This is a genomic window from Bacillus sp. V3-13 (genome assembly GCF_002860165.1).
Lineage (GTDB): Bacteria > Bacillota > Bacilli > Bacillales > Cytobacillaceae > Bacillus_BJ.
Genome location: NZ_PGUZ01000023.1, coordinates 1 through 25,079, shown reverse-complemented (window position 1 = coordinate 25,079; position 25,079 = coordinate 1). Strand labels below are relative to the sequence as shown.

22 protein-coding genes are annotated in these 25,079 nt (G+C 47.4%); 2 read left to right on the top strand and 20 right to left on the bottom strand.

The genetic code is table 11. The features are described 5' to 3' along the window. Positions 1 to 29: 29 nt before the first annotated feature. The 7 genes from priA to CU633_RS09205 form a co-directional block, all read right to left on the bottom strand. Positions 30 to 2,444 (bottom strand): primosomal protein N', encoded by a 2,415-nt coding sequence (gene priA, locus CU633_RS09235; RefSeq protein WP_101659707.1) that lies wholly within the window; start codon positions 2,442 to 2,444, stop codon positions 30 to 32. Next, on the bottom strand, positions 2,441 to 3,649 hold the full coding sequence (gene coaBC / locus CU633_RS09230; RefSeq protein WP_101659705.1) for a bifunctional phosphopantothenoylcysteine decarboxylase/phosphopantothenate--cysteine ligase CoaBC: 1,209 nt from the start codon (positions 3,647 to 3,649) through the stop codon (positions 2,441 to 2,443). Before coaBC ends, priA begins: the two co-directional genes overlap by 4 nt. Positions 3,650 to 4,002: 353 nt before the next feature. Further along, positions 4,003 to 4,224, bottom strand: a complete 222-nt coding sequence (gene rpoZ / locus CU633_RS09225; protein WP_101659703.1) for a DNA-directed RNA polymerase subunit omega — start codon at positions 4,222 to 4,224, stop codon at positions 4,003 to 4,005. 3 nt (positions 4,225 to 4,227) lie between these two features. Next, a complete protein-coding gene (gene gmk / locus CU633_RS09220; RefSeq protein WP_101659701.1) occupies positions 4,228 to 4,842 on the bottom strand; it encodes a guanylate kinase in 615 nt (204 codons plus the stop codon). A 10-nt stretch (positions 4,843 to 4,852) separates the two neighbouring features. Beyond that, positions 4,853 to 5,116: an extracellular matrix/biofilm regulator RemA gene (gene remA, locus CU633_RS09215; protein WP_101576563.1), complete on the bottom strand. Its 264-nt coding sequence runs from the start codon at positions 5,114 to 5,116 to the stop codon at positions 4,853 to 4,855. 61 nt (positions 5,117 to 5,177) lie between these two features. Next, positions 5,178 to 6,053 (bottom strand): YicC/YloC family endoribonuclease, encoded by an 876-nt coding sequence (locus tag CU633_RS09210; protein WP_101659699.1) that lies wholly within the window; start codon positions 6,051 to 6,053, stop codon positions 5,178 to 5,180. Positions 6,054 to 6,138: 85 nt separating this feature from the next. Continuing rightward, positions 6,139 to 8,817 (bottom strand): cation-translocating P-type ATPase, encoded by a 2,679-nt coding sequence (locus CU633_RS09205; RefSeq protein ID WP_101659691.1) that lies wholly within the window; start codon positions 8,815 to 8,817, stop codon positions 6,139 to 6,141. Between the two features lie 361 nt (positions 8,818 to 9,178). Here CU633_RS09205 and CU633_RS09200 point away from each other — a divergent pair, with 361 nt between their 5' ends. After that, positions 9,179 to 10,888: an Rqc2 family fibronectin-binding protein gene (locus CU633_RS09200; protein ID WP_101659689.1), complete on the top strand. Its 1,710-nt coding sequence runs from the start codon at positions 9,179 to 9,181 to the stop codon at positions 10,886 to 10,888. A 65-nt stretch (positions 10,889 to 10,953) separates the two neighbouring features. After that, positions 10,954 to 11,145 carry a hypothetical protein gene (locus CU633_RS09195; RefSeq protein ID WP_101659687.1) on the top strand — a complete coding sequence of 64 codons (192 nt, stop codon included), beginning with the start codon at positions 10,954 to 10,956 and terminating at the stop codon, positions 11,143 to 11,145. 40 nt (positions 11,146 to 11,185) lie between these two features. On the opposite strand, the gene pyrE is transcribed toward CU633_RS09195, so the two are convergent. The 13 genes from pyrE to CU633_RS09130 all read right to left on the bottom strand — a co-directional run bounded on the left by pyrE (position 11,186) and on the right by CU633_RS09130 (position 24,867). Next, positions 11,186 to 11,818, bottom strand: a complete 633-nt coding sequence (gene pyrE / locus CU633_RS09190) for an orotate phosphoribosyltransferase (RefSeq protein WP_101659685.1) — start codon at positions 11,816 to 11,818, stop codon at positions 11,186 to 11,188. Continuing rightward, complete coding sequence (pyrF, locus tag CU633_RS09185; protein WP_101659683.1) at positions 11,815 to 12,531, bottom strand: orotidine-5'-phosphate decarboxylase; 717 nt, start codon at positions 12,529 to 12,531, stop codon at positions 11,815 to 11,817. The genes pyrE and pyrF overlap by 4 nt, the downstream gene beginning before the upstream one ends. Then, positions 12,503 to 13,444 (bottom strand): dihydroorotate dehydrogenase, encoded by a 942-nt coding sequence (locus tag CU633_RS09180; RefSeq protein WP_101659681.1) that lies wholly within the window; start codon positions 13,442 to 13,444, stop codon positions 12,503 to 12,505. The genes pyrF and CU633_RS09180 overlap by 29 nt, the downstream gene beginning before the upstream one ends. Further along, a complete protein-coding gene (locus CU633_RS09175; RefSeq protein WP_101659679.1) occupies positions 13,441 to 14,220 on the bottom strand; it encodes a dihydroorotate dehydrogenase electron transfer subunit in 780 nt (259 codons plus the stop codon). The genes CU633_RS09180 and CU633_RS09175 overlap by 4 nt, the downstream gene beginning before the upstream one ends. Then, on the bottom strand, positions 14,217 to 17,429 hold the full coding sequence (gene carB, locus CU633_RS09170) for a carbamoyl-phosphate synthase large subunit (protein ID WP_101659677.1): 3,213 nt from the start codon (positions 17,427 to 17,429) through the stop codon (positions 14,217 to 14,219). The genes CU633_RS09175 and carB overlap by 4 nt, the downstream gene beginning before the upstream one ends. Beyond that, positions 17,408 to 18,514 carry a carbamoyl phosphate synthase small subunit gene (locus tag CU633_RS09165; RefSeq protein WP_101659675.1) on the bottom strand — a complete coding sequence of 369 codons (1,107 nt, stop codon included), beginning with the start codon at positions 18,512 to 18,514 and terminating at the stop codon, positions 17,408 to 17,410. The genes carB and CU633_RS09165 overlap by 22 nt, the downstream gene beginning before the upstream one ends. Beyond that, on the bottom strand, positions 18,511 to 19,797 hold the full coding sequence (locus tag CU633_RS09160; protein WP_101659673.1) for a dihydroorotase: 1,287 nt from the start codon (positions 19,795 to 19,797) through the stop codon (positions 18,511 to 18,513). The genes CU633_RS09165 and CU633_RS09160 overlap by 4 nt, the downstream gene beginning before the upstream one ends. Next, entirely contained in the window at positions 19,757 to 20,698 is a 942-nt protein-coding gene (locus CU633_RS09155; protein ID WP_101659671.1) for an aspartate carbamoyltransferase catalytic subunit, read from the bottom strand. Before CU633_RS09155 ends, CU633_RS09160 begins: the two co-directional genes overlap by 41 nt. Positions 20,699 to 20,862: 164 nt before the next feature. Further along, positions 20,863 to 22,176, bottom strand: a complete 1,314-nt coding sequence (locus CU633_RS09150) for a uracil-xanthine permease family protein (RefSeq protein WP_101659669.1) — start codon at positions 22,174 to 22,176, stop codon at positions 20,863 to 20,865. 136 nt (positions 22,177 to 22,312) lie between these two features. Beyond that, the gene (gene pyrR / locus CU633_RS09145; protein WP_101659667.1) at positions 22,313 to 22,855 is read right to left on the bottom strand and encodes a bifunctional pyr operon transcriptional regulator/uracil phosphoribosyltransferase PyrR; all 543 of its coding nucleotides are present in this window, start codon (positions 22,853 to 22,855) and stop codon (positions 22,313 to 22,315) included. Between the two features lie 192 nt (positions 22,856 to 23,047). Further along, the gene (locus CU633_RS09140; RefSeq protein ID WP_101659665.1) at positions 23,048 to 23,959 is read right to left on the bottom strand and encodes an RluA family pseudouridine synthase; all 912 of its coding nucleotides are present in this window, start codon (positions 23,957 to 23,959) and stop codon (positions 23,048 to 23,050) included. Beyond that, a complete protein-coding gene (gene lspA, locus CU633_RS09135; RefSeq protein ID WP_101659663.1) occupies positions 23,931 to 24,467 on the bottom strand; it encodes a signal peptidase II in 537 nt (178 codons plus the stop codon). Before lspA ends, CU633_RS09140 begins: the two co-directional genes overlap by 29 nt. Positions 24,468 to 24,588: 121 nt before the next feature. Further along, entirely contained in the window at positions 24,589 to 24,867 is a 279-nt protein-coding gene (locus CU633_RS09130) for a hypothetical protein (protein WP_101659654.1), read from the bottom strand. Between the last annotated feature and the right edge of the window lie 212 nt (positions 24,868 to 25,079).

The following is a 25,079-nucleotide window of genomic DNA, read 5'->3' as shown; positions in this document are numbered from 1 at the left end:
GATTGTTGATTCGTTTATATAAAACCAGGTTACATTAAAATGTACGGGTTGACGTCGACCGAAATTTGCAGCCCGCTTGAAGCAGCTTCCTGCTGGTAGCGGTCGAGGACCGTTTTCAGCGCTGGTCCCAGTTCTGGTTCCCGCTTGTATTTTATCAAACATTGGTAGCGATATCTATCATTGATGCGCGGTATCGTTGAAGCAACAGGCCCAAGGACAATCGCCTCGCCTGAAAGCCGTGAGCGGACATGGTTTGTGATTTTCTCCGTAACGGATATCACTTTCATCAATTCCCCGTGGCTGACCGTAATCAACGACAGAAAATAAAAAGGCGGATATTTATGCATTTTCCGGACGAGCATTTCCCGTTGATAGAATTGGTCAAAATCCTGTTTCCCGGAAAGCTCGACACTGTAATGCTCCGGCGTGTAAGTCTGAATCACGACTTCACCTTTGAGCTTGTGGCGTCCCGCCCGGCCGCTTACCTGCGTCAACAATTGAAACGTTTTTTCCGAGGAGCGGAAATCTGGCAAATGAAGCATCGTATCGGCGGAAAGAACGCCAACGAGCGTGATGTTCGGAAAATCAAGCCCTTTTGCAATCATCTGTGTCCCGAGCAGAATATCGGCCTTTCCTTCGGCAAAATCGTTCAAAAGCCGCTCATGGGCTCCCTTGCGGCTTGTCGTATCGATATCCATGCGAATAACTCTTGCTTCAGGCAAGATTTTTCCAAGCTCATCCTCAACCTTTTGCGTACCTGTGCCGAAAAAACGGATATGATCACTGCTGCATTCGGGGCAAACGGATGGCATTCTGTCTTCATGGCCGCAATAATGGCATTTCATCGACTGGCTATAGCGATGATACGTAAGCGAAATATCACAATGCGGGCAGTTCAGGACATAACCGCAATCCCTGCACATCACAAAAGAGGAATGGCCGCGTTTGTTCAGAAACAGCACCGTCTGCTCCTTTTTTTCAAGGCGCTCCTTCAGCTTTTCAAAAAGCAGTTTCGAAAACATTGACCGATTTCCGTTGCGGAGCTCCTCCCTCATGTCGACGATGTCCACTTTTGGCAGGTCCTTGTTGTTCATGCGTTTCGGCAAGGTGAGCAGCTGGTAAACTCCTTTTTGCGCACGTGCAAATGTCTCAAGAGAAGGCGTCGCACTTCCAAGCACAATCGGGCAGTTGTGAAGCAGCCCGCGCCTGATGGCAACATCTCTTGCATGATAACGCGGATTTTCTTCCTGCTTATAGCTTGTTTCATGCTCTTCATCAATAATGATAATTCCGAGATTTTCAAATGGGGCAAAAACCGCTGATCTTGCCCCGATTGCCACTTTGACCTCCTTTCTCTGGATCCGGCGCCATTCGTCGTATTTTTCGCCTGCCGATAAGCCGCTGTGAAGAACCGCAACCTCATTGCCAAACCGTCCTTTGAAGCGGTTCACCATCTGTGGAGTTAATGATATTTCGGGAACGAGGACGATCGCTTCTTTCCCTTTCGCCACTACCTCCTGAATCGACTGCAAGTAAATTTCCGTTTTTCCGCTTCCCGTCACACCATACAAAAGAAACACATCATGCTTGTCCTCCCTGATCGATGAGCGGATCGGATTAATGGCGTTTTCCTGGTCATCGGTCAGCAGGAGCGGCGCGGTTTGTGCGAAAACGCGCTCCTCAAACGGATCGCGATAGACTTCTTTGTCGATTTCAGCAAGAAACCCTTTTTCAATCAGCACTTTGACTGTTCCAAACGTTGCACCTGTTTTCTCCAGCAGTTCGCGCTGTTCAATACTTTCGGGGTTTTCAATAAAGAAACTGATCACGTCCCGCTGCCTCGCAGCCCGTTCAGATATTGATTCGAGCTCGTTTGCCAGCTGTTCCCGGCTCAAAATTGGATAAACATGCTTCAATCGTTTTTTATTGACTTTATCCTTAACCCGATAGGCAACTTCAACCGTTCCTTTCGCGGCTTCCCTCTGCAGCGCAGCGACAAGGCCCTGTTCAACCGCCTCGTCCCAAAGGATTTCCGGGTTTTTTTGAAAAACGCTTTGCAATTCCGCCGGAAGATCTTCCGGCCGATGATTTCCCGATAGTCTGACGCTTTTTTCGTATTTCGCCTTTAAGGCTGCAGGCAGCATTGCCTGAAAAGCCGAAATCCGGAAACAAAGGGTATGCTCGGTAAGCCAATCGCCAAGCGACAGCAATTCATTAGTTAAAACAGGTACTAAATCCATCGGTTCAATGATCTCTTTTAATTTTGCAAAAGAAGATTCGGCTTTGACCTCTGTAACAAACCCCTGGATTTTCCTCGGTCCGAATGGGACGACCACTCTCATGCCAGGCAATATTGCATTTTCCCACCGTTCCGGAATCAGATAATCGAATGTTTTATCTGTTTGTTTTGCGGGCACATCGACGACGACACTGGCGACCTTCATCGGCGGCCACCCTCAAGCATGTTCGATACCTCTTCCAAAATGTGCCGGGCTACCTCTCTTTTTGCCATGATCGGCAAATTTTGCGTGCTGCCATCGCGCTTGAAAATCGTCACTATATTGGTGTCCGTGTTAAATCCGGCACCTTCACTAGTCACATTGTTCGCAACGATCATATCGGCATTCTTTTTAATCAGTTTCGTTCGCGCATATTCCTCGATATGATCGGTTTCTGCCGCAAACCCGACTAGGATTTGCTTGTCCTTCTGCCGGCCCAGTTCGAAAAGAATATCCTTTGTCCGTTCCAATTCAAGAATTTCATCGCCAGCCTGCTTTTTGATTTTACTGTCCGCATACGCTTTAGGGCGGTAGTCTGCGACGGCAGCCGCTTTAATCACGACATCTGCAGCTGCGAAATGATCCATAACTGCGTTATACATTTCCTCCGCACTCTCCACCTTGACAGCCTTGACCCCATTTGGAACGGGTATATCGACAGGACCGGTAACGAGAATGACGTTCGCCCCGGCCCGCTCAGCTTCCTCTGCAAGCGCATAGCCCATTTTTCCGGAGGAGTGGTTCGTAATATACCTGACCGGATCAATTTTTTCCCTTGTTGGCCCGGCGGTAATTAAAACCGTTTTACCTGTCAACACGGGAGTTTTCTCTTGAAAAAATTGATTGATAATCCCGACAATTTTTTCAGGTTCCTCCAGCCGGCCTTTTCCTACATAACCGCAGGCCAGGAATCCTTCACCCGGTTCGATGAAGTGATAACCATAGCCTGCAAGTTTGTTAAGATTCGCTTTAACGGCCGGGTGGTCGTACATATGGACATTCATCGCCGGGGCAATCATCACAGGTGAAGTTGCCGCGAGCAGCGTTGTTGTCACCATATTATCAGCAATACCATTCGCAAGCTTGCCAATTACATTGGCGGTAGCCGGTGCGACGACAACAAGATCTGCCCAATCGGCAAGATCGATATGGGCAATCACCTTTGGATTTTTTTCATCAAATGTATCGGTAAATACATCGTTGCGTGACATCGCCTGAAATGTTAGCGGTGTAACAAATTTTGCCGCAGACTCGCTTAATATTACTTTCACATCCGCACCGGCCTGGGACAACTTACTCGTTAAAGCGGCCGCTTTATAGACAGCGATTCCCCCGGTTACGCACAGTAAAATTTTCTTTCCATTCAGCATGAAAGGATCCCCACCCTTTTTATTGTACAGGCCATACGGCCAGATTCTTTATGATCATCTATTTCCATTATGCAAGAAACACGCCATTATTTCATCTTTTTCTGATTAAACCGGTTTAAGATGAAAAATCGGGTCCTTGATGATAAGAAAAGCGCAAGCGCCTTGGTCAGCCCCGACAAGCGCTGGAGGGCCTGACAGTGAAGTCGCTTTTTGACTTCATTGGCAGGACCGAAGCGACTCGAGGGGCTAGGCGCTGGAGCTGGACATCGAAACGCCCAACTATATTTAGAAACGTTTATACTTTCCTATAGCTTAAAAAAAATAACAACCCTGGTGGTTGTTATTTTTAGAGATTATGATTCCGATGAGTCCTTCGCAGCATTGTTTGTCGAATAATGAAGCTTGTCTTTATAAATTTCTTCCAGCGCTTTGCCGACATTTTTATGGGAAACATATTTGTCCAATCTCGGTTTGCCATCTTGTTGCAGATTGCGGGCCCTTTTTGCGGCAACTGAAACCAATGAGTATTTTGAATCAATCTTTGTCATTAATGAATCGATGGATGGGTATAACATATTTTATTCAGCCTCCAGCATTTTTTTATAGCGGCTTTCGACGCGCTCCCTGCGGCAGTGTTCCGCAATGACAATCGCGTTAATTTTTTCGCAGGCGCGCTCGACCTGGTCATTTTCAACGACGTAATCGTATAAGTTCATCATTTCAATCTCTTCTTTTGCTGCCTTCAAGCGGTTTTGAATCACGTCTTCTGATTCGGTTCCTCTTGTCACAATTCGGTTTTTCAGCTCTGACAAGCTCGGCGGCATTAAAAAGATAAACAGTCCGTCGGGAAATTTCTCCCTCACCTGGCGGGCTCCCTGCACCTCGATTTCAAGAAAAACGTCCTTGCCGCGTTCCAGTGTCTCTTTTACATAATCGACGGGTGTACCGTAATAATTTCCGACGAACTCGGCATACTCGAGAAGCTTTCCCTGTTCAATCATCTCTTCAAACTCTTCCCGCTTTTTAAAAAAGTAATCGACGCCGTCAACTTCTCCTTCGCGCGGTTCTCTCGTCGTCATCGAGATTGAATATTCAAACGCGGTATTTGGCTGTGAAAAAATTTCTTTCCTGACTGTTCCCTTGCCAACACCGGACGGGCCGGAAAGAACAATTAATAATCCTTTTTCGCGCATTTAAAAGATCCTACCCTTCATCAAGAATTTCATCCCGGTCATTCAAGCGGTGTGCAACAGTTTCAGGCTGGACAGCAGACAAGATCACATGGTCGCTATCCATGACGATCACAGCCCGGGTTCGCCTTCCGTATGTAGCGTCTATTAAAGATCCACGGTCACGCGCATCCTGGATAATCCTTTTTATAGGTGCCGATTCCGGACTAACGATTGAAATAATCCGGTTGGCGGAAACAATGTTTCCAAATCCGATATTGATCAGTTTAATGGACATCCTAGTCCTCCAATCATCAGTAAATTATTTTGACCGATGCAGTCATTTTCTAAACGGGCTGTTATTCAATATTTTGAATCTGCTCCTTTATCTTTTCAAGCAGGCTTTTCATTTCAACCACTTCTTTTGCAATTGCGGCGTCATTTGCTTTCGAACCAATCGTGTTTACCTCGCGGTTCATTTCCTGAATGAGAAAGTCCAATTTTCGGCCAACCGGTTCATCAAGCAGGATAGTCTCTGCAAATTGTTGGATGTGGCTGTTAAGCCTGGCTAATTCTTCATTAATATCCGCTTTATCGGCAAAAAGGGCAACCTCGGCTAAAAGTCTCGCTTCGTCAATTTGGCCGCTCCCGAATTCTTCGATTCTTTTTTCAAGCCGGGCCCGATACTGGCTAACGACAGCCGGGGCAAGCTCAGCAAGCTGGCCGGTACGTTCGGCTAATTTCTTTAAATGCGCCGATATGTCGCGCTCGAGGGCAGCGCCTTCCGCTTCACGCATTTTTCTCAGCTGTGCTGCCGCTTCACCTGCCGCCCGCAGGACAAGGCTTTCCAATTCCTCATTGTCTGATTGTTGCTCCTCCAATGTAAGGACGCCTTCCCGGCTGATGATATCGGCCAACAACATCTGCCCGTCGAAACCGTATTGTTCTTTAATTTTCGTTATGTATTGATAATATTGGTCCAATAGTTTCCAGTCAACATGAAGCTTTCTGTTTACAATCCCTTCTCCTTCGATCGTAACAAAAACTTCAGCCCTGCCTCTGAAAATTTTCTCGCCGAGCTTCTTCTTGATTTTATCTTCCAATTTTAAAAGCTCGCGGGGCATCCGGATGCTGAATTCACAAAAACGATGATTAACTGTCTTAACCTCAACAGTCACGGCAACGTGGGAAGATTCTGTCCTGCTTCTTCCATACCCAGTCATGCTAACGACCATTTTGCACACATCCAATCTATAATAGCATCCATACAAAGAAAAGGTAATAGAGTCTTCTCTATTACCTTTTGGATTATACCATATATTATCTTGTTTTACTTACCAAAAACGTTCCGGCCAGTAAAAAAGTCGGAATCGCGGATAAGGCGGCAATTAAGATCCAATCGATTGCGATAATCGGAACCGTATGGAAGACGGGCTGGAGCGGCGGATAATAGATAACAATAAACATTAAAATAAGCGAAGAAATGACGGCCCACACCAAGTATTTATTGCCGAACGGATTTCTGGCAAAGACCGATTTTTCACTGCGGCAGTCAAAAACGTGAATCAATTGGGCCATCACCAGTGTAGCGAATGCGACCGTCTGTGCATAGGCAAGCTCTTCAGGATTCCGGCCGTGAGCGATCATAAAAGCGGCCAATGTCGCCGCACCGATTAAAAATCCTCTCGAAATCACCTTCCAGCCCAGCCCTCTTGAAAATACACCTTCCTTCGGGCTGCGCGGGTTTCGCTTCATGACATTATCTTCCGGCTGGTCAAGGCCCAGAGCCATTGCGGGAAGACCGTCCGTAACTAGATTGACCCAGAGGATTTGGATCGGAACGAGCGGAAGCGGCAAAGCGAGCAGCATCGCAAACAGCATCACCAAGATTTCTCCGACGTTCGAGGCAAGCAAATATCTGATAAACTTGCGGATGTTTTCATATATATTTCTTCCTTCTTTAATCGCCGCCTTGATCGTCGCAAAATTATCATCAAGGAGGACGAGTGCGGATGCTTCCTTCGCAACGTCGGTTCCCGTGATTCCCATCGCAATTCCAATATCAGCGGCTTTTATCGCGGGTGCATCGTTGACACCATCACCGGTCATCGCGACGATATGGCCCCTGTTTTGCAAGGCCTTGACAATTTTCAGCTTATGCTCGGGCGAGACGCGGGCAAATACAGAAACATCATCGACGACCTCCTCAAGCTGGCCGACAGACATTTCCGATAGCGCCTTTCCATCAAGAACTTTGCTGTTTTTTGAGGCAATTCCAAGCTGGCCGGCAATTGCTTTTGCCGTGATCACATGGTCACCGGTAATCATCACTGTTTTGATTCCGGCTTCCTTGCATTCTTTAACAGCTGTTTTCACCTCCGGTCTCGGCGGATCAATCATCCCCTGCAGGCCAATAAAGGTCAATCCTTTCTCCGCTTCCGCTTCGTGTAAAATCATCGTGTTTGCCGGAACAGGTTTATAAGCGATCGCAATCGTTCGGAGCGCCTGTGAGGCAAGATCGTTGATGGCTGTCTGGATTGTACCTTGAAGCTCTTTTGTTAAGTACTGCTGCCTCGCATCCCAGAGCACCGCCTCACTGACACCGATCAGCACATCGGGTGCCCCCTTCGCCACGATAAACGTTCGCCCGTTATGATCCTTAACAATGACACTCATCATTTTCCGGCTTGAATCAAACGGGAATTCCTTGACGATTTCAAATTGGCCGGCCAAGGTTGCCCTGCTGTAGCCGGCCTTCATTGCGGCGATCAGCAAAGCGCCTTCTGTCGGATCCCCGTCGATCATAAAATCGTTATTTTTTTGAAAAACTTCCGCATGGTTGCAAAGCATTCCGAACATTAATAGCTGCTGAAGCACCTTGTCCTTTTTCGGGTCAATCGGATCGTTACGCAAATAAAAATTCCCGTGCGGTTCGTATCCGACACCATCAACAGTCCACGTTTTTCCCCCGCTCCATAGATGGGTGACAGTCATTTTGTTTTGCGTCATCGTCCCGGTTTTATCGGAACAAATCACGGAGGCACAGCCGAGCGTTTCAACAGCAGGCAGCTTGCGGACGATTGCATTTTTTCTGATCATGCGTTGCACGCCGAGGGAAAGGGCGACTGTTACAATCGCTGGCAGCCCTTCGGGAATGGCGGCTACGGCAAGCGATACCCCGGCAAGGAACATCGTGTAAACATCATGCCCCTGGAGAACGCCGACACCGACGACAAGAACTGTCAGCATCAGAGCAACAACGATCAAAATTTTTCCGAGCTGCTCAAGGCGCCGCTGCAGCGGGGTCTCCATTGTTTCGGCTTTTTGGAGAAGATCAGCAATTTGCCCCATTGCCGTTTTCATTCCGGTCGCAACTACAACGCCGACGCCACTGCCTCTGGTGACCATCGTTCCCATAAAGGCCATGTTTTCCAGGTCACCTATCCCCAGATCGACGTCTTTCAGTGCGTGTGCCGCTTTCTGTACCGGCATCGATTCACCTGTTAGGGCAGACTCTTCAATTTCGAGGCTGTTCGATTCGACCAATCTGACATCTGCGCCAATCCTGTCACCGCTTGAGAATTTAAGCATGTCTCCCACGACGACTTCCTTGGACGGAATCTTGACCCAGAGCCCGTCCCGCAAGGCCTGGACCTGGGGGGCAGACAGCTCCTTTAACGCATCCAATGATTTTTCCGCCTTCCGCTCCTGAAAAAAACCGAGAAACCCATTGATGATCACAATCGCAATAATCGCGATCGAATCAATATATTCACCGAGCAGCCCTGAAATTAATGTGGCCGCCAATAAAACGAGCACCATAAAATCCTTGAACTGGCTAAAAAATAAGAGCAAAGCAGATTGCTTTTCTCCTTCTTCCAATTCATTATAGCCGAACTGTTTTCTGCGTTTCTTGACCTCTTCTTCGGTTAAGCCTTTTGAAAAGTCCGTATTTAAGGCTTTTTCAATATCCTTTTCTTTCATATTGTGGAACTTCATCCGGCCATCACACTTCCCCCTTTGAATTAAACAAGAGTTGTCCTCACCCTAAAGAAAGCTTATTCAGCCCTGTCCGGAAAAATGCTATGATATTATAAGAAAAGCGGAAGCGCCTTGCTCAGCCCCGAAAAGCGCTGGCCGACTAAGATCGCCACGTCCTGTGGCAACGTCGGCACTAGTACGTCCTGTACGTCGGACGGCCTGACAGTGAAGTCGTTCTTTGACTTCATTGGCAGGACCGAAGCGACTCGAGGGGCCAGGCGCTGGAGCTGGACAAAGAAAAGCGGAGGCGCTTGTTTATCTGAAAAGCTTGATACCATTTGAAATTTGCTTGAATTTACTATAGAAGAGGATGGACATTATGTCATTTGATGGATTATTTACGGGGGCGATGAAGAACGAATTGGTTTCTTCGTTAAAAGGAGGACGCATCAATAAAATTCATCAGCCCTTTAAGAATGAAATTGTCTTGGTGATCAGGGCAAACGGGCAAAACCATAAGCTTCTTTTATCGGTCCACCCGAGCTATGCAAGGGTGCAGCTAACAAACGAAGATTATGAAAATCCGAGCGAGCCGCCAATGTTTTGCATGCTGTTAAGAAAGCATTTAGAAGGTTTTATTCTTGAAGATATCGAGCAGGCCGGCCTTGACCGGATCATTGTTTTTGACGTAAAAGGCCGGAACGAAATCGGCGATATTACCTATAAACGTTTAATCGTTGAAATTATGGGCCGGCATAGCAATATCATTTTGATAGACAAAGCGAAAAATATGATCCTGGACAGCATCAAGCATGTTTCCTTTGCTGTGAACAGCTACCGGGCAGTCCTTCCCGGACAGGAGTACGTCAGTCCGCCCGAGCAAAATAAATACAACCCTTTTGAAGCCGATGAACAGGAAGTATTGCGAAGAATTGATTTTAATGCAGGAAAATTGGATCGGCAACTGGTCGAACAGTTTGCAGGAGTATCCCCTTTGTTTGCAAAAGAAGTTGTTCATCAGGCGGGAATAGCCAATCGGAGCACTTTGCCAAAAACGTTTGTGGAAATGATTGAAAAGATTAAAAACGGTCAGTATACTCCTGCCATCACCTACGGAACGGAAAAGGAATCGTTTTATCTCTTTCCGCTTGAGCATATGTACGGAAAAACGAAAGAATTTCCGACTTTAAGCGAAATGCTGGACCGCTTTTATTTTGGCAAGGCGGAGCGTGACCGTGTTAAGCAGCAGGGAAACGATCTCGAGCGTTTTATTATTAAGGAAAAAGAAAAAAACGAAAAGAAAATCGTTAAGCTTGAAGCGACTTTACAAGAAGCGAAAAACGCGGACCAATATCAGCTTTACGGAGAATTGTTAACAGCCAATCTGTTTGCTGCAGAAAAGGGCATGAACGAAATTACCGTGGTCAATTATTACAGTGAGGATGGTGCTGAGATTACGATTCCGCTCGATCCGCGCAAAAGTCCGTCCGAAAATGCGCAAAAATATTTTTCCCGCTATCAAAAGGCGAAACATGCAATCGTTGTTGTCGGGGAGCAAATTAAAAAAGCGAAAGAAGAAGCTGCTTATTTTAATGCACTGCTCCAGCAGGTTCAGGCAGCGTCGACGAAGGATCTTGAAGAAATACGCGAAGAGCTGGTCGAAGGCGGGTACTTAAGGGAACGGCAAAAGAAAAAGAATAAAAAGGCGCAAAATTTGAAGCCGGTTTTGGATCGATATGCAGCTTCGGACGGTACAGAAATTTTAGTAGGCAAAAATAATAAACAGAACGAATATTTAACGAATAAGCTGGCCGGAAGAGATGAGATTTGGCTGCATACAAAAGATATTCCGGGGTCACACGTTGTGATCCGCAGCAAGGAACCGAGTGAAACGACGATTCTTGAAGCAGCACAGCTTGCCGCCTACTTCAGCAAAGCACGGAATTCAAGCTCTGTGCCCGTTGACTACACTCAAATCCGCCACGTCAAAAAGCCAAATGGCTCAAAGCCTGGTTATGTGATTTATGACAATCAGCAAACCGTCTATGTCACTCCTGATGAAGAAAGTATCCTCGCATTAAAAAAGTAATGAGTCGATTCGCACATAATTTTCCGGTCAGTTCTGCACTCTATCCTTTAGGAGGTGTTCTGCAGATGGAACCGGATAAAAAAAGCCTGCCCGATTTTAAGGAATTGGAAGACCGGGTTATTGGTGAACCGACAGACGGGCCTGCTTTAGTGATCAAAACGAATCTTGACCCTAAAGACGTGACAGAAGAAAATCCGTATTTCGAAAACAAAAAAGGCATGGACGAAAAGGAATTTCGTGCTTATTTTGAAGAATAATATAAAGAGGAAAGAGCTAAGCTCTTTCCTCTTTTCTGCCCTAACTGACTTCCCTTCCCCAGTTGGAGGGATCATTTCTCCATTCAGCCAGCTTCTCGCGGTCTTCCATATTAATAAAACCTTTTTCCGCGGCGATGTCTGCCAAAGTCGAAAAATCGGTTAACGAGTACACGGTTATTTTGGCCTTGTCAAGCAGCTCCGCACCCTTTTCAAGCTGGTAAGTAAAGATCGATACCACCCCTAAAACTTCACAGCCTGCTTCACGAAGCGCCTCTACAGCCGTAATGACACTTCCGCCAGTTGAGATTAAATCCTCAACAACGACGACTTTTTGCCCGCGTTCTGCTTTTCCTTCAATTTGATTTCCTTTTCCGTGCCCTTTCGGCTTGGAGCGAACATAGCACATCGGCAAATTCATTAAATCGCTGACCCATGCGGCATGCGGGATTCCTGCTGTCGCTGTTCCGGCGATTAATTCCGCATCAGAAAACTTATCTTCAATGATTTCCTTCAGGCCGGCGGCAATCTCCGAGCGCAGTTTCGGAAAAGACAGGGTCAGGCGGTTATCGCAATAGATCGGCGACTTGATCCCCGATGCCCACGTAAATGGATCGTCAGGCTGCAAGGACACGGCCCCAATCTCCAATAAACCGGCGGCTATTTTTTTCTTCATGACCTTACATCCTCCCAATCATTTTTCACTTCGTAATAACGTTGCAGCGGATCTGCCGCTTTCGTAATCGAGCGCCCGACAACAATCGCAGAAACGCCCGACTGTCTCGCAAACCCGGGAGTCGCAACACGTTTCTGGTCCTGTGTTTCGTCTGATTCAAGGCGGATTCCCGGTGTAACTGTGTAAAAACTGCTGCCGAACCGCTCTTGGATCATTTTCGCTTCATGGGGAGAACAAACCACACCGTTCAGTCCTGCATCTTTTGCCAGCCCTGCATAATGCATGACCGATTCTTGAAGCGAAACCGCAATCAGCTGCTCACTTTTCATTTGTTCCTCGGACGTACTCGTTAACTGGGTAACCGCGATGCAGTATGGCCTCCTGTTGCCTGCCCCGGTGCCGGAATCGAGTCCTTCAAGGGCTGCCATCATCATCGCTTTCCCCCCGGCCGCATGGACATTGACAAGGTCCGCGCCAAGCCTGGCGATGCCTTTCATCGCGTTTTTTACCGTATTCGGTATATCGTGAAGCTTTAAATCGAGAAAAACGTGATGGCCCCGTTCTTTTAAATCATCGACAATTGCCGGGCCTTCCTGATAAAAAAGCTCCATTCCCACCTTTAAAAACAGCTTTTCTTCGGAGAATTGCTCCATAAACCGAAAAACCTCTCGTTTATCAGCAAAATCAAGCGCGATGATAAGCGGATTGTTCATGTTTTTTCCAGCTCCTCCCCGTGCATTCAGAAATGTGATCATAGCCGAGCCGCTCAACAAGCTCAGGCAAGTCTGCGATAATTTTTGGGCATACAAATGGATCTGTAAAATTGGCGGTCCCGACCGCCACAGCACTTGCGCCAGCTAAAAAATATTCGATTACATCTTCCGCTGTCGCGATTCCGCCCATGCCAATGATCGGCAAGGAAACCTTTTGGCTCACTTCATAAATCATCCTGAGCGCGACCGGTTTGATCGCCGGTCCTGACAGGCCGCCCGTGTTGTTGGCCAGGACCGGTTTGCCTGTTTTCAAGTCAATTCTCATCCCGAGCAAAGTATTGATCATCGTCAATCCGTCTGCCCCGCCGGCCTCGACTGCCTGTGCCATCTCGACAATATTGGTTACATTCGGTGAAAGCTTTACATACACGGGAACTTCGGAAACTTCCTTTACTTTCTTCGTCAAGCTTTTCGCGACTTCCGGTATCGTTCCAAATGCAATTCCGCCTGTTTTTACATTCGGGCAGGAAATATTCAATTCGAGGGCATGGACGTTTGCCGCTTTCGAAATTTCTTTTGCAACAGCAATGTAGTCCTCCTCAGCTGATCCGGCGACATTGGCAATGATCGGTGTCGAAAACTGTTCGAGCCATTTCAGCTCTTCTGTGATCACTTTTTCAAGGCCAGGATTTTGCAAGCCGATTGCATTAAGCATCCCCGCTGGCGTTTCTGCGACTCTCGGCGTCGGATTGCCAAAGCGCGGCTCAGCGGTTGTCGCTTTGATCATGATCGCACCAAGCTCATTTAAGTCATACAATTGACTGTATTCACGGCCGAAGCCGAAACATCCTGATGCAGGCATAACCGGGTTTTTCAGTTCAAGTCCGGGCAGCCTGATTTCCAATCTGCTCATAGAACCACCTCTCCCGCCCGAAACACAGGGCCGTCACTGCATACTTTTTTATAGGAATAGCCATTCGGATCATCTCCTGTATGGCAGACGCAGGCAAAGCAGGCGCCGATCCCGCAGCCCATTCTTTCCTCCAGCGATAAGAATACTTTTTTATTGTGATAAGACGATTCCAACGCTTTTAGCATCGGATTCGGTCCACAGCTGAACAACACATCAAAATCAATGCCATGGCCGTTAATAACATCGGTGACAAAGCCTTTATATCCGTAGGATCCATCTGCTGTTGCGATCATAGCTGGACCCAATTCGGCAAACTCTGCTTCATAAAAAACAGCTTCTCCTGTCTGGAATCCCATTACATGGATCACGTTAACCCGATTTTGGACAAGCTGCCGTGAAAGCTCATATAACGGGGGCACCCCGATTCCACCGCCAACAAGCAAGGCTGTGTCCCCCGCTTTTGCTTCATTGACAGGAAAACCGTTTCCAAGCGGTCCGAGCACATCAACCGTATCACCCGGTTTTTTCCCGGCAAGCAGAACGGTTCCCCTGCCTTCTTTTCTGTACACCATTGTAAACTGGCCCGCTTCCCTGTTAATATTTGCGATGCTGATCGGCCTTCTCAGCAAAGGATCCACTCCGTCTGAAACTTTCAAGTGAACAAATTGGCCCGGGTTCTCCATCCCGGAAACGAGCCCGGCTTCGAGCGTCAGCTCATAAATGGAAGCAGCAATTTCCCTGTGCGCAATAATTGTACAATGTTCATTTTTGATCATGAGTACACCGCCTCCTGAATCGTTTCCGGTTGATCCATCGCATCTGCAGAGAACGTCATCGATTCGATTACTTTTAAGATCGCAGCCGCCGTATCCAGGGATGTTAAGCATGGCACGCCATTTTCGACCGATTCGCGGCGAATTCTGAAGCCGTCCCGTTCCGGTTGTTTTCCTTTTGTCAGCGTATTGATCACAAACTGTGCCTGCCCGTTGCGAATGACGTCGAGAAGGTCGGGCCCTGAGGAGCCAATTTTATCAACGACTTTAACCGGAATCCCCGCCCGCTCAAGAAATTGCGCGGTACCGCTCGTCGCCATCAGCCTGAAGCCGATCGCAGTAAACCTTCTTGCAATCTGTAAAGCTTCTTCCTTATCTTTATCAGCAATGGTCAGCAATACGGTGCCAAAGTTTTGGATTTTCATCCCGGAGGCTACCAATCCTTTATACAAAGCTTTTTCCAGTGTTAAGTCTTTGCCCATTACTTCGCCTGTTGATTTCATTTCCGGTCCGAGGGTAATATCGACTCTCCGCAATTTAGCAAAAGAGAACACCGGCACTTTGGCATACACGCCATGCTTTTCAGGAACCAGTCCGGATTTGAAGCCCTGATTTGCGAGAGATTGCCCAAGAATCACCTTCGTTGCTATATTGGCCATCGGCACCTGGGTAATCTTGCTTAAAAATGGGACAGTCCGGCTCGAACGGGGATTTACTTCGATTACATAAACTTCTTCGTTTGAAACAACATATTGGATGTTTAACAGGCCGATAATTCCGAGTCCTTTCGCCAGCCTTTCAGTATATTGGATCAACTTTGCTTTTACTGCTGCAGAAACATTTTGCGGCGGATATACGGCAATCGAGTCGCCGGAATGGACGCCGGCCCTTTCAATATGTTCCATAATCCCCGGTATCACTACTGTTTCTCCATCAGAAATCGCATCGACTTCAATTTCCTTTCCGGTTAAATAGCGGTCAACGAGGACCGGATGTTCCGGATTTACTTTAACAGCATTTTTCATGTAATGGAGCAGCTCTGCCTCCTTGTAGACGATTTCCATCGCCCGTCCACCCAGCACATAGGACGGCCTGACGAGGACCGGATAGCCGATCTCTGCGGCGATCTTTACCGCCTCTCCGACAGACAATGCCGTTTTCCCTTGCGGCTGCGGGATATCCAGTTCAGACAGCGCCTGTTCAAATTTATCCCTGTTTTCAGCGCGATCAAGGTTTTCCAACGAAGTGCCGAGTATTTTTACTCCTTTTTCCACTAATGCCGAAGCAAGGTTAATGGCCGTTTGGCCGCCAAATTGGACAACTACTCCTTCCGGTTTTTCAAGATCGATGATATGCATTACATCTTCAATCGTCAGCGGTTCAAAATACAGCTTATCCGAGATGCTAAAATCGGTGGACACCGTTTCCGGATTATTATTGATAATAATCGCTTCATAGCCGGCTTCCTTGATCGCCCATACTGAGTGGACCGTCGCATAATCAAACTCAATGCCCTGGCCAATCCGGATCGGCCCTGAACCGAGGACAATGACACTTTTCTTATCGGTGACGACCGATTCATTTTCGTCTTCGTAAGTTCCGTAATAATAAGGAGTTTCCGATTCAAACTCGGCCGCACAAGTATCAACCATTTTGTAGACCGGAATGATCTTATGATCGGCTCTCCAGCTGTAGACATCTTTTTCCCGGCTATTCCAAAGATAAGCGATTATTTTATCGGAAAAGCCGATTCTTTTTGCTTTTAAACCGAGTTCAACATCAAACGGTTTTTCAATCAACTTATTCTCCAGAAGGACAATTTTCTCCATTTTTTTAAGGAAGAACAAGTCAATCCGGCTCCACTCATGAAGCGTCTCTATCGGAACGCCCCTGCGAATTGCTTCACCGATATAAAATAGTCTTTCATCGCCCGCTTTGCGGATTCGCTTTTCGAGGAGTGCATCATCGATTGCGTCCGCATCATTTAACGTCAGGTGATAGACGTTCGCTTCAAGCGACCGGACGGCTTTAAGCAGCGATTCTTCGAACGTGCGGCCAATCGCCATCACTTCTCCTGTTGCTTTCATCTGTGTTCCGAGCGAGCGGTTCGCCGATTCAAATTTATCGAAAGGCCATCTCGGGATTTTCGTCACGATGTAATCGAGAGCAGGCTCAAAGCAGGCATACGTTTTCTCTGTTACGGGATTCATCATTTCATCCAGGGTTAAGCCAACAGCAATTTTGGCGGCAAGCTTGGCAATCGGGTAGCCTGTCGCCTTTGAGGCAAGGGCTGAAGAACGGCTGACCCGCGGGTTTACTTCAATAATGTAATATTGAAAGCTATCAGGGTCGAGGGCAAGCTGAACATTACAGCCGCCTTCAATTCCGAGCGCACGAATAATTTTCAAAGACGAATTCCGAAGCAGCTGGTACTCCCGGTCACTTAAAGTCTGGCTTGGTGCGACGACAATTGAGTCCCCGGTATGGACGCCAACCGGGTCGATATTTTCCATATTGCAGACGACAATCGCGTTATCATTCGAATCACGCATCACTTCATATTCGATTTCTTTAAAGCCGGCAATGCTTTTTTCCAATAAGCATTGCGTGACCGGGCTGTACTTTAAGCCGCTTGTGACAACCTCGATCAACTCTTCCTCATCCCGGCAAATACCGCCGCCCGTCCCGCCCAATGTAAAAGCAGGTCGGACAATGACCGGATAACCGACTCTTTCAACAAAGCGGAACGCTTCGTCAAGATTGTGGATGATATCACTTTCTGGTACCGGTTCCCCGAGCTCATTCATTAAGCTTCTGAATAAATCGCGGTCTTCCGCCTGTTCAATCGCCGGCAATTTCGTGCCGAGAATTTCAACGCCGCACTCTTCCAGCACTCCGGATTTAGCCAGCTCCACAGCCAAGTTCAAGCCCGTCTGGCCGCCAAGCGTCGGCACAAGCGCATCCGGACGCTCCTTGCGGATGATCCGGCTCACGAACTCGAGCGTCAGCGGTTCGATATAGACCGAATCGGCTATCTCCGTATCCGTCATGATCGTCGCCGGATTGGAATTAACAAGGATGACTTTATAGCCTTCTTCTTTCAGGGCCATGCATGCCTGTGTACCCGCATAATCGAATTCTGCTGCCTGGCCGATCACAATTGGACCGGATCCAATCACTAAAATACTGTTTATATCTGTACGCTTTGGCATTTGTGGGCTCCTTCCCGATTGTCAGATTCGATCATTGCCAAGAAACGGTCAAATAAATAGTTGGCATCTTCCGGGCCCGGTGAAGCCTCCGGGTGATATTGAACCGTGAATGCAGGATACACCTTATGTTTTAGCCCTTCAATCGTTCCATCATTCAAGGCAAGATGGGTAATCTCGAGGTTTGTCCGCTCAATCGATTCCGCTTCAACCGTGTAACCGTGATTTTGCGATGTTAAAGCAACTTTTCCGGTTGTTAAATCCTTGACCGGATGGTTGGAGCCGCGATGGCCAAATTTAAGTTTCACCGTATCGGCCCCGCAGGCGAGGGCGAATAGCTGGTGGCCGAGGCAAATGCCAAACAGCGGCACCCTGCCCAAAATTCCTTTAATCATTTCAGCCGCCTCCGGAACATCCTTCGGGTTTCCAGGTCCGTTTGACAGCATAACGCCGTCCGGACTTAAGTTGATGATTTCTTCAGCGCTTGTATTGTAAGGGACGACGATAACATCGCAATCCCGCTTATTCAATTCTCTTAAAATGCCATGCTTCATTCCAAAATCGACCAAGACAACCCGCCTGCCTCTCCCCGGGCTTGGATAGGCGGTTTTCGTTGAGACTTGCTTTACCTGGTCGGTCTGCAATTGCGTTCTGCGCAGCCTTTCGACAACTGTCCCGGCATCTTCCTCGATGCTGCAGACAGCCCCTTTTAATGTGCCATGTTTGCGGATAATTCTTGTCAGTTTCCGGGTATCGATCCCGGCAATTCCCGGAATATTTTTGATCTTAAAATATTCATCAAGTGTCTTTTCATTTCTCCAGTTTGAAGGAAAATCGGCGGCTTCTTTGACGATAAAGCCGTGAATCGCAGGAGTGATTGATTCAAAATCATCCCGGTTTATGCCGTAATTGCCAACCAGCGGATATGTCAGGGTGACAATTTGCCCGCAGTATGATGGGTCCGAGAGGATTTCCTGATAACCGGTCATGCCGGTATTAAAAACAACTTCACCAATTGTTTCGGCATCGCTTCCGAATCCTTCACCTGCAAATACCGTTCCATCTTCAAGAATCAGCTGTCTTTTCATGCTGTCACACTCCCTTTGCTCCATGCTATGCGTCCATTTACAATCGTCATCACCGGCCAGCCTTTGCATTCCCAGCCTGTAAATGGCGTATTTTTTCCTTTTGATAAAAAACGCTTCGGATCAATCGCTTCAGTTTGCTCGAGATCGATCAGGACGATGTCAGCTGCTGCTCCGACTTCAATTTTTCCTGAAGAAAGTCCGAACGCTGCTGCCGGCTTGACCGTCAAAAAGTCGACCAGCTGCTTTAAGGTGATCATTCCTTTTTCGACTAAATATGTGTTTAAAAGCGGAAAAGCGGTTTCCAACCCGACTATTCCAAACGGTGCAAGCTGCATGCCCTCCGCTTTTTCTTCTGCTGTATGCGGCGCATGGTCGGTCGCGATAAAATCAATTGTTCCATCAAGCAATCCTTCAATAAGAGCTTCCCTGTCCGCTTTGCCGCGCAATGGGGGGTTCATTTTATAATTCGGATCAAGCCCGGGTATATCCTCGTCGCATAACAATAAGTGATGCGGAGTCACTTCCGCCGTCACTTTGATTCCGGCCCGTTTTGCATCCCTGACAACCCGCACCGACTCTTTCGTGCTGATGTGGCAGACATGATAGTGGCAGCCGGCCGCTTCCGCCAATAGAACATCACGGGCAATATGGACAGATTCACAAACCGACGGAATACCACCCAGCCGATGCTTTTTTGAAAAATCTCCTTCGTGAACCGATCCTTTGTTAATAAGCGTATTTTCCTCACAATGGGCGACAATTGCCATGTTTACTTCCGCTGCTTTTTTCATGGCGGCAAGCATCATGCCTGCTGATTGAACACCAACTCCGTCATCTGTAAACGCAAAGGCGCCAGCTTCTTTCAACGCCTTAAAATCGGTCAGTTCCTTACCAAGCTCCCTGATTGTGATCGAAGCATATGGAAGGACGCGGACAGCCGCGTTTTCAGCAATCCGCTTATGCAGCCATTCCAATTGTTCTTGCGAATCCGGGACTGGTCTTGTATTCGGCATCGCGGCGACCGTTGTAAAACCGCCTTTTGCAGCCGCCTTTGTTCCCGTTTCAATCGTTTCTTTCTTTTCCCCGCCCGGTTCTCGTAAATGGATATGGAGATCAATAAATCCCGGAGCGATTAGTTTTCCTTCGGCATCAATCACTTCGGCATCTTCAACCGGGATATGCTCGCCAATTTCGTTAATTTTTCCGTCTTTAATATAAATGTCGGCTTTGCGAAATTCCCCGTTATCTGAAAGCAACTTGCCGTTTTTGATAATCATTGACATTTGGTATCCCTCCCATTAAAGATTCGATTGATCTCTTCAAAACGGCCATGCGCACGAACACACCATTCTCCATTTGCTTAAAAATTCTCGAGCGCTTGCATTCTACCAAGCTGTCAGCAATCTCAACGTTTCGATTAACGGGAGCGGGATGCATGATGATGCTGCCGCGCTTCATCCTTCTTTCCCTTTCTTCTGTTAACCCGTAAGCAGAATGATAGCTTTCCAGTGATTGAACGCCTTTTTTGGCATGGCGCTCATGCTGGATGCGCAGCAGCATTACCACGTCGGCCGTTTCGATGGCTGAATCGATATTCTCATAGCGGCCGGCTTCGAGCAGGCTGTGATCGAACCACTCTTCAGGTCCGGAAAAAACAACTTCCGCACCGAGCCTGGAAAGAACATTTGCATTTGAGCGGGCCACGCGGCTATGGCGCAGGTCGCCGATAATCGCAACCTTCAGCCCGATAAAGTGAACAAACTCTTGCTGGATCGTCAGCAGGTCAAGCAGCGATTGAGTTGGATGGTGGCCGCAGCCGTCTCCGCCATTAATGATCGCCAAGCCTGTTCGGCCGCGAAGCTCATCAAAATAGCGATCCTGCGGATGGCGTATCACCACTGCATTTGCGCCAATCGCTTCAAGGGTCCGAACAGTATCATACAAGGTTTCCCCCTTCGAAACACTCGAAGCACTCACTTCGAAAGGAATGACTTCCAGTCCAAGCTTCCGTTCTGCCACTTCAAAGCTTGATTTTGTCCGTGTACTCGCTTCGAAAAAAAGATTTGCAACAAAAGTCTGCTTTCCTAGTTTCCAGACCATCCCCGCGGAAAACCGTTGTGCTTCTGCCAGAATCTCTTTGATCTCACTTAGTTCAAGTTCAGTCGTTGTGAGCAAATGTTTCATCAGGAAGCTCCCCTTTACTTAAAATTTTTCTTCAAAAAACACCCTGACGTCATATGCCAGGGTGTAAGAAACGTAGTGAATGAGCCGGTTATTAGAGAGGGATTCCCCCCTGGCCGGTCATCTGACACCCTTGAAAGCCTCTCGGACTTTTTTAAAAGGTGATGCTATTCAGTTTCGTTTTCGTCATTATTTTCAAATCCAAACAGGTCATCCTTCATTTCTTCACGGCCCGGCAGGATAATATTAAGCAGCAGGCCGGAAATGGCGGCCAGCGCCATGCCCTGAATCTGGAACTGATCTGAAAACTGGATGAATGCCCCGCCGATCCCGATTACAAGAATAACAGAGGCGATCACAAGGTTGCGCTTGTCTCCAAAATCAACCTTGTTGTCGACAAGCATCCGCAAGCCGGAAGACGCGATAATTCCGAACAGGAGAATCGAAACTCCGCCCATAACCGGGGTCGGGATCGTGCTGATTAAAGCTGTTATTTTACCAATAAATCCAAACACGGTGGCAATCACGGCAGCCCCGGCGATGACATATACACTGTAGACTCTTGTGATCGCCAGCACGCCAATGTTCTCTCCATAAGTTGTTTTTGGAGGCCCGCCAATTAAAGCGGAGATCATCGTTGCCGTACCGTCACCCAAAATGGAACGGTGCAGGCCGGGATCTTTTATATAATCCTTGCCGACCACTTTACTTAAAACAAGCTGATGGCCAATATGCTCGGAGAGCGTGACAACCGCAACCGGCACCATCAAGAGGACAAGCTCCCATGAGAGCGTCACCGGATAATCGGCAAAAGGTATTAAGAAATCCGGATTTTCCAGCCAGCTTGCTTCTTTAACCGCTGTAAAATTAACGATTCCGATCAGCAGCGAATAGAGGTATCCGATAATGATTCCCCCCAATATCGGCACAAGGTTCAGCATTCCTTTTGCAAAAATCGAAAAGATAATCGTTGCAGCCAGTGTCACCAGTGCTGCAGAGAAGTGAAGCAGGCTGTATTCGCCGTCAGGGCTGTTCGGGTTATTCATCGCCATATTAACGGCTGTTCCCGCCAGCCCAAGACCGATGACGATGATAACCGGCCCGGTTACGATCGGCGGCAGCAAATTCATGATCCATCTGTAACCGGCTTTTTTAATAACCAGAGCGACGACTCCGTAAACGAGACCGGCAATAAAGCTTCCGATCATCGCCGCGCCCGGGCCGCCTCCCGCCTTCGCTGCAATGATCGGGGCAATAAAGGCAAAAGATGAACCCAGATAGGCGGGAACCTTCCACTGTGTAATCATCAGAAAGGCCAGTGTCCCGATTCCGCTTGAGATAAGGGCGATCGCCGGGCTAAGCCCGACTAAATATGGAACTAAAATCGTTGCGCCAAACATGGCGAATAAATGCTGTAAGCTTAAGGTCAGCCATTGCCCCGGTGTCGGAACATCTTTGATATCTAATATCGGTCTGCTCATTTTTCTGTCTCCTTTTTCCTTTAAAATGAAAAGCCCTCCTCGTGTCCGGGCACAAAGAGGGCATGATAACGCCTAAGCAAGTTCCTTAGCCGCTTCCCCCTTTGTCAGCCTCTCTGGACTGCCGTTAAAAGGGTATTTATTTTTCAAAAATGCTGACTTGATCTTCTTGATCAACTTCTTTTAATTCAACAACAATTTTTTCCGAACTCGCCGTCGGGATATTTTTCCCAACATAATCGGCCCTGATCGGCAGTTCCCTGTGCCCTCTGTCAACGAGGACGGCAAGCTGGACAGCAGCAGGCCGGCCGATATCGATCAGCGCATCCATGGCGGCCCTGACTGTTCTTCCCGTATAGAGAACATCATCAACGAGAATCACTTTTTTATTTGTAATATCAACGGGAATATGCGAACCTTTGACGAGTGGCTCCAAATCGGCCGTTTTCTTCGTCAGATCATCCCTGTACAAAGTAATATCCAGCTCGCCAACAGCGATCGACACTCCTTCAATTTGCTCTATTCGCCCGGCAAGCCTTTTTGCGATATATATACCCCTTGTTTTAATTCCGACTAATATGCAGTCGGAAATTCCTTTATTCTTTTCAATAATTTCATGGGCAATCCTTGTCAGCGCCCTGCGTATTGCTTGTTCATCGAGGACGATTGCTTTTTGCGGCATCGTATCACGCCTTCCGTGAAATTTAACATAAGAAAACCCTCTTACCTGAAAGGCAAGAGGGTACACGAATTTTCATTCATCACAAAAGTGCATGGCCAGCACCATTTGCATATCCGTTCCTTCTCAGCCTCTCTGGACTGTTTTTAAAGGACTATTCAACTAAAGCAATCTTAAAATACATGTTGGTTTTTGTCAACGGTTATTTCGAAGTTTATCCAATAGCTGTTGAAAATCTGGTGGAAGTGGAGCTTCAAACTCCAAGTATTCTCCTGTTCTTGGATGTGCGAAGCCTAACACTCCGGCATGCAGGGCCTGTCCGCCAATATCGAGTGTTTTTCTCGGACCGTATTTAGGATCGCCTGCAAGCGGAAAGCCGATATATTTCATATGAACACGAATCTGGTGCGTCCGTCCTGTCTCCAGTTGACATTCTATATAGGAAAAATCAGCAAACCGTTCCAGCACCTGAAAATGGGTCACAGCATGCTTCCCATTGTCGACAACTGTCATGCTTTGCCTGTCTTTCGGATCCCTGGCAATCGGAGCATCAATCGTACCATGGTCATGGGAAATGATTCCATGGACAACCGCTTTATATTTGCGGGTTACCGTTTTATTGACAAGCTGGTTGACGAGGCTTTCGTGTGCCAAATCATTTTTGGCGACCATCAACAAGCCTGATGTGTCTTTATCGATCCGGTGGACAATCCCGGGGCGCAGCACGCCGTTTATTCCCGACAAATCCCGGCAATGGGCCATCAAGCCGTTCACAAGAGTTCCGCTCATATGTCCCGGGGCGGGATGGACAACCATTCCTTTCGGTTTGTTGACGACAAGCACATCGCGGTCCTCATAGTATATGTCGAGGTCCATTTCTTCAGGAATGACGTCCAGCTCTTCCGGCTCAGGAATGGTGACCTCAATTTTATCATTTATATTGCATTTGTAATTGGTTTTTATTTTTTCACCGTTCACTAAAACGTGCCCTTCTTTAATCCACTGCTGAACTTGCGTTCGTGACCATTCTTCGTTTAATGCAGAAACAACCTTGTCGATTCTGTCATTTGCCTGTTCTTCAAGAATGGTGTGTTCCATTTTCTCCATCAGCTTTCTCCTTCTTCATGTCTCTCTCTTCCAGCAGCATCTGCAGCATTAGCAAGCCGACCCCGATTACCAGCGAAGAATCAGCAATGTTAAAGATCGGAAAATCATACCCAAATATATATGTATCCACGAAATCAACAACTTCTTTTCGCCACACCCTGTCAATAAAATTTCCGATTGCCCCGCCAAGCATTAATCCAAGTGAAACACCAAGCAGCCTCTTCCCCTTGGCTGCCTTTTGGATATAATAAACAATTCCACCAATGACAATAATCGTAATAATGTAGAAGAATCCCATTTGGCCCTCGAGAATCCCCCAGGCGGCGCCCCTGTTGCGGTGGGAGGTGATATAAAAGAAGTTTTCAATCATTTCAATACTTTCGCCAAGCTCCATTTTTTTGACGACGAGCCATTTTGTCCATTGATCAAGAACGATCACAAATATAGCGATTATATAATAAAACACAAAGGCAACCTCCAAGCATTTACTCAGGTTATCATGCTTCATCTTTTCCGCCTTTCGGGAATGGACGGTGAAGCATGTTATCGGCCGCTGGACCTAAAGGCAGCGGGCTTTAAACATCACCTTTGCATTTTAGCATAATTTTCTTGAAAACGACAGTTATTCATTAATGGAGCGATTTACGGTAATATTGATCAAGCCTGCTGATATCATCGATCGATTTAAGCGTTGGAATCATCGCTAAAAGGCTGGCCGGAAGCAACTCCCCTGAAATTTCACAATGTCCATATTTTCCCGTTTCCAGCTTTTTTAATGCTGCATCTACATCATTCAATTCCGCCTGGATATAATAAGATACTGAACTTTGGCTGCTATCGAGCTTGTTTTGTAATTCCTGTCTTGTTTTACGGAGTTCGGAAATGAGGTCTTTCGTGACTGCATCCATACCATTGCCTCCGTTCATCATGTTGTGAACTTAGTTTTTCCGTTCTTTTTTTTAAAAACCATGCAAACATTTTACAGACAGTACAACAAATAGGAGGGCAAAGGCGGAAAATATTTTTCCATCGGAAATCATAAATCCCGGGTTCCGATCATAAGAAAAGCGCAAGCGCCTTGGTCAGCCCCGACAAGCGCTGGAGGGCCTGACAGTGAAGT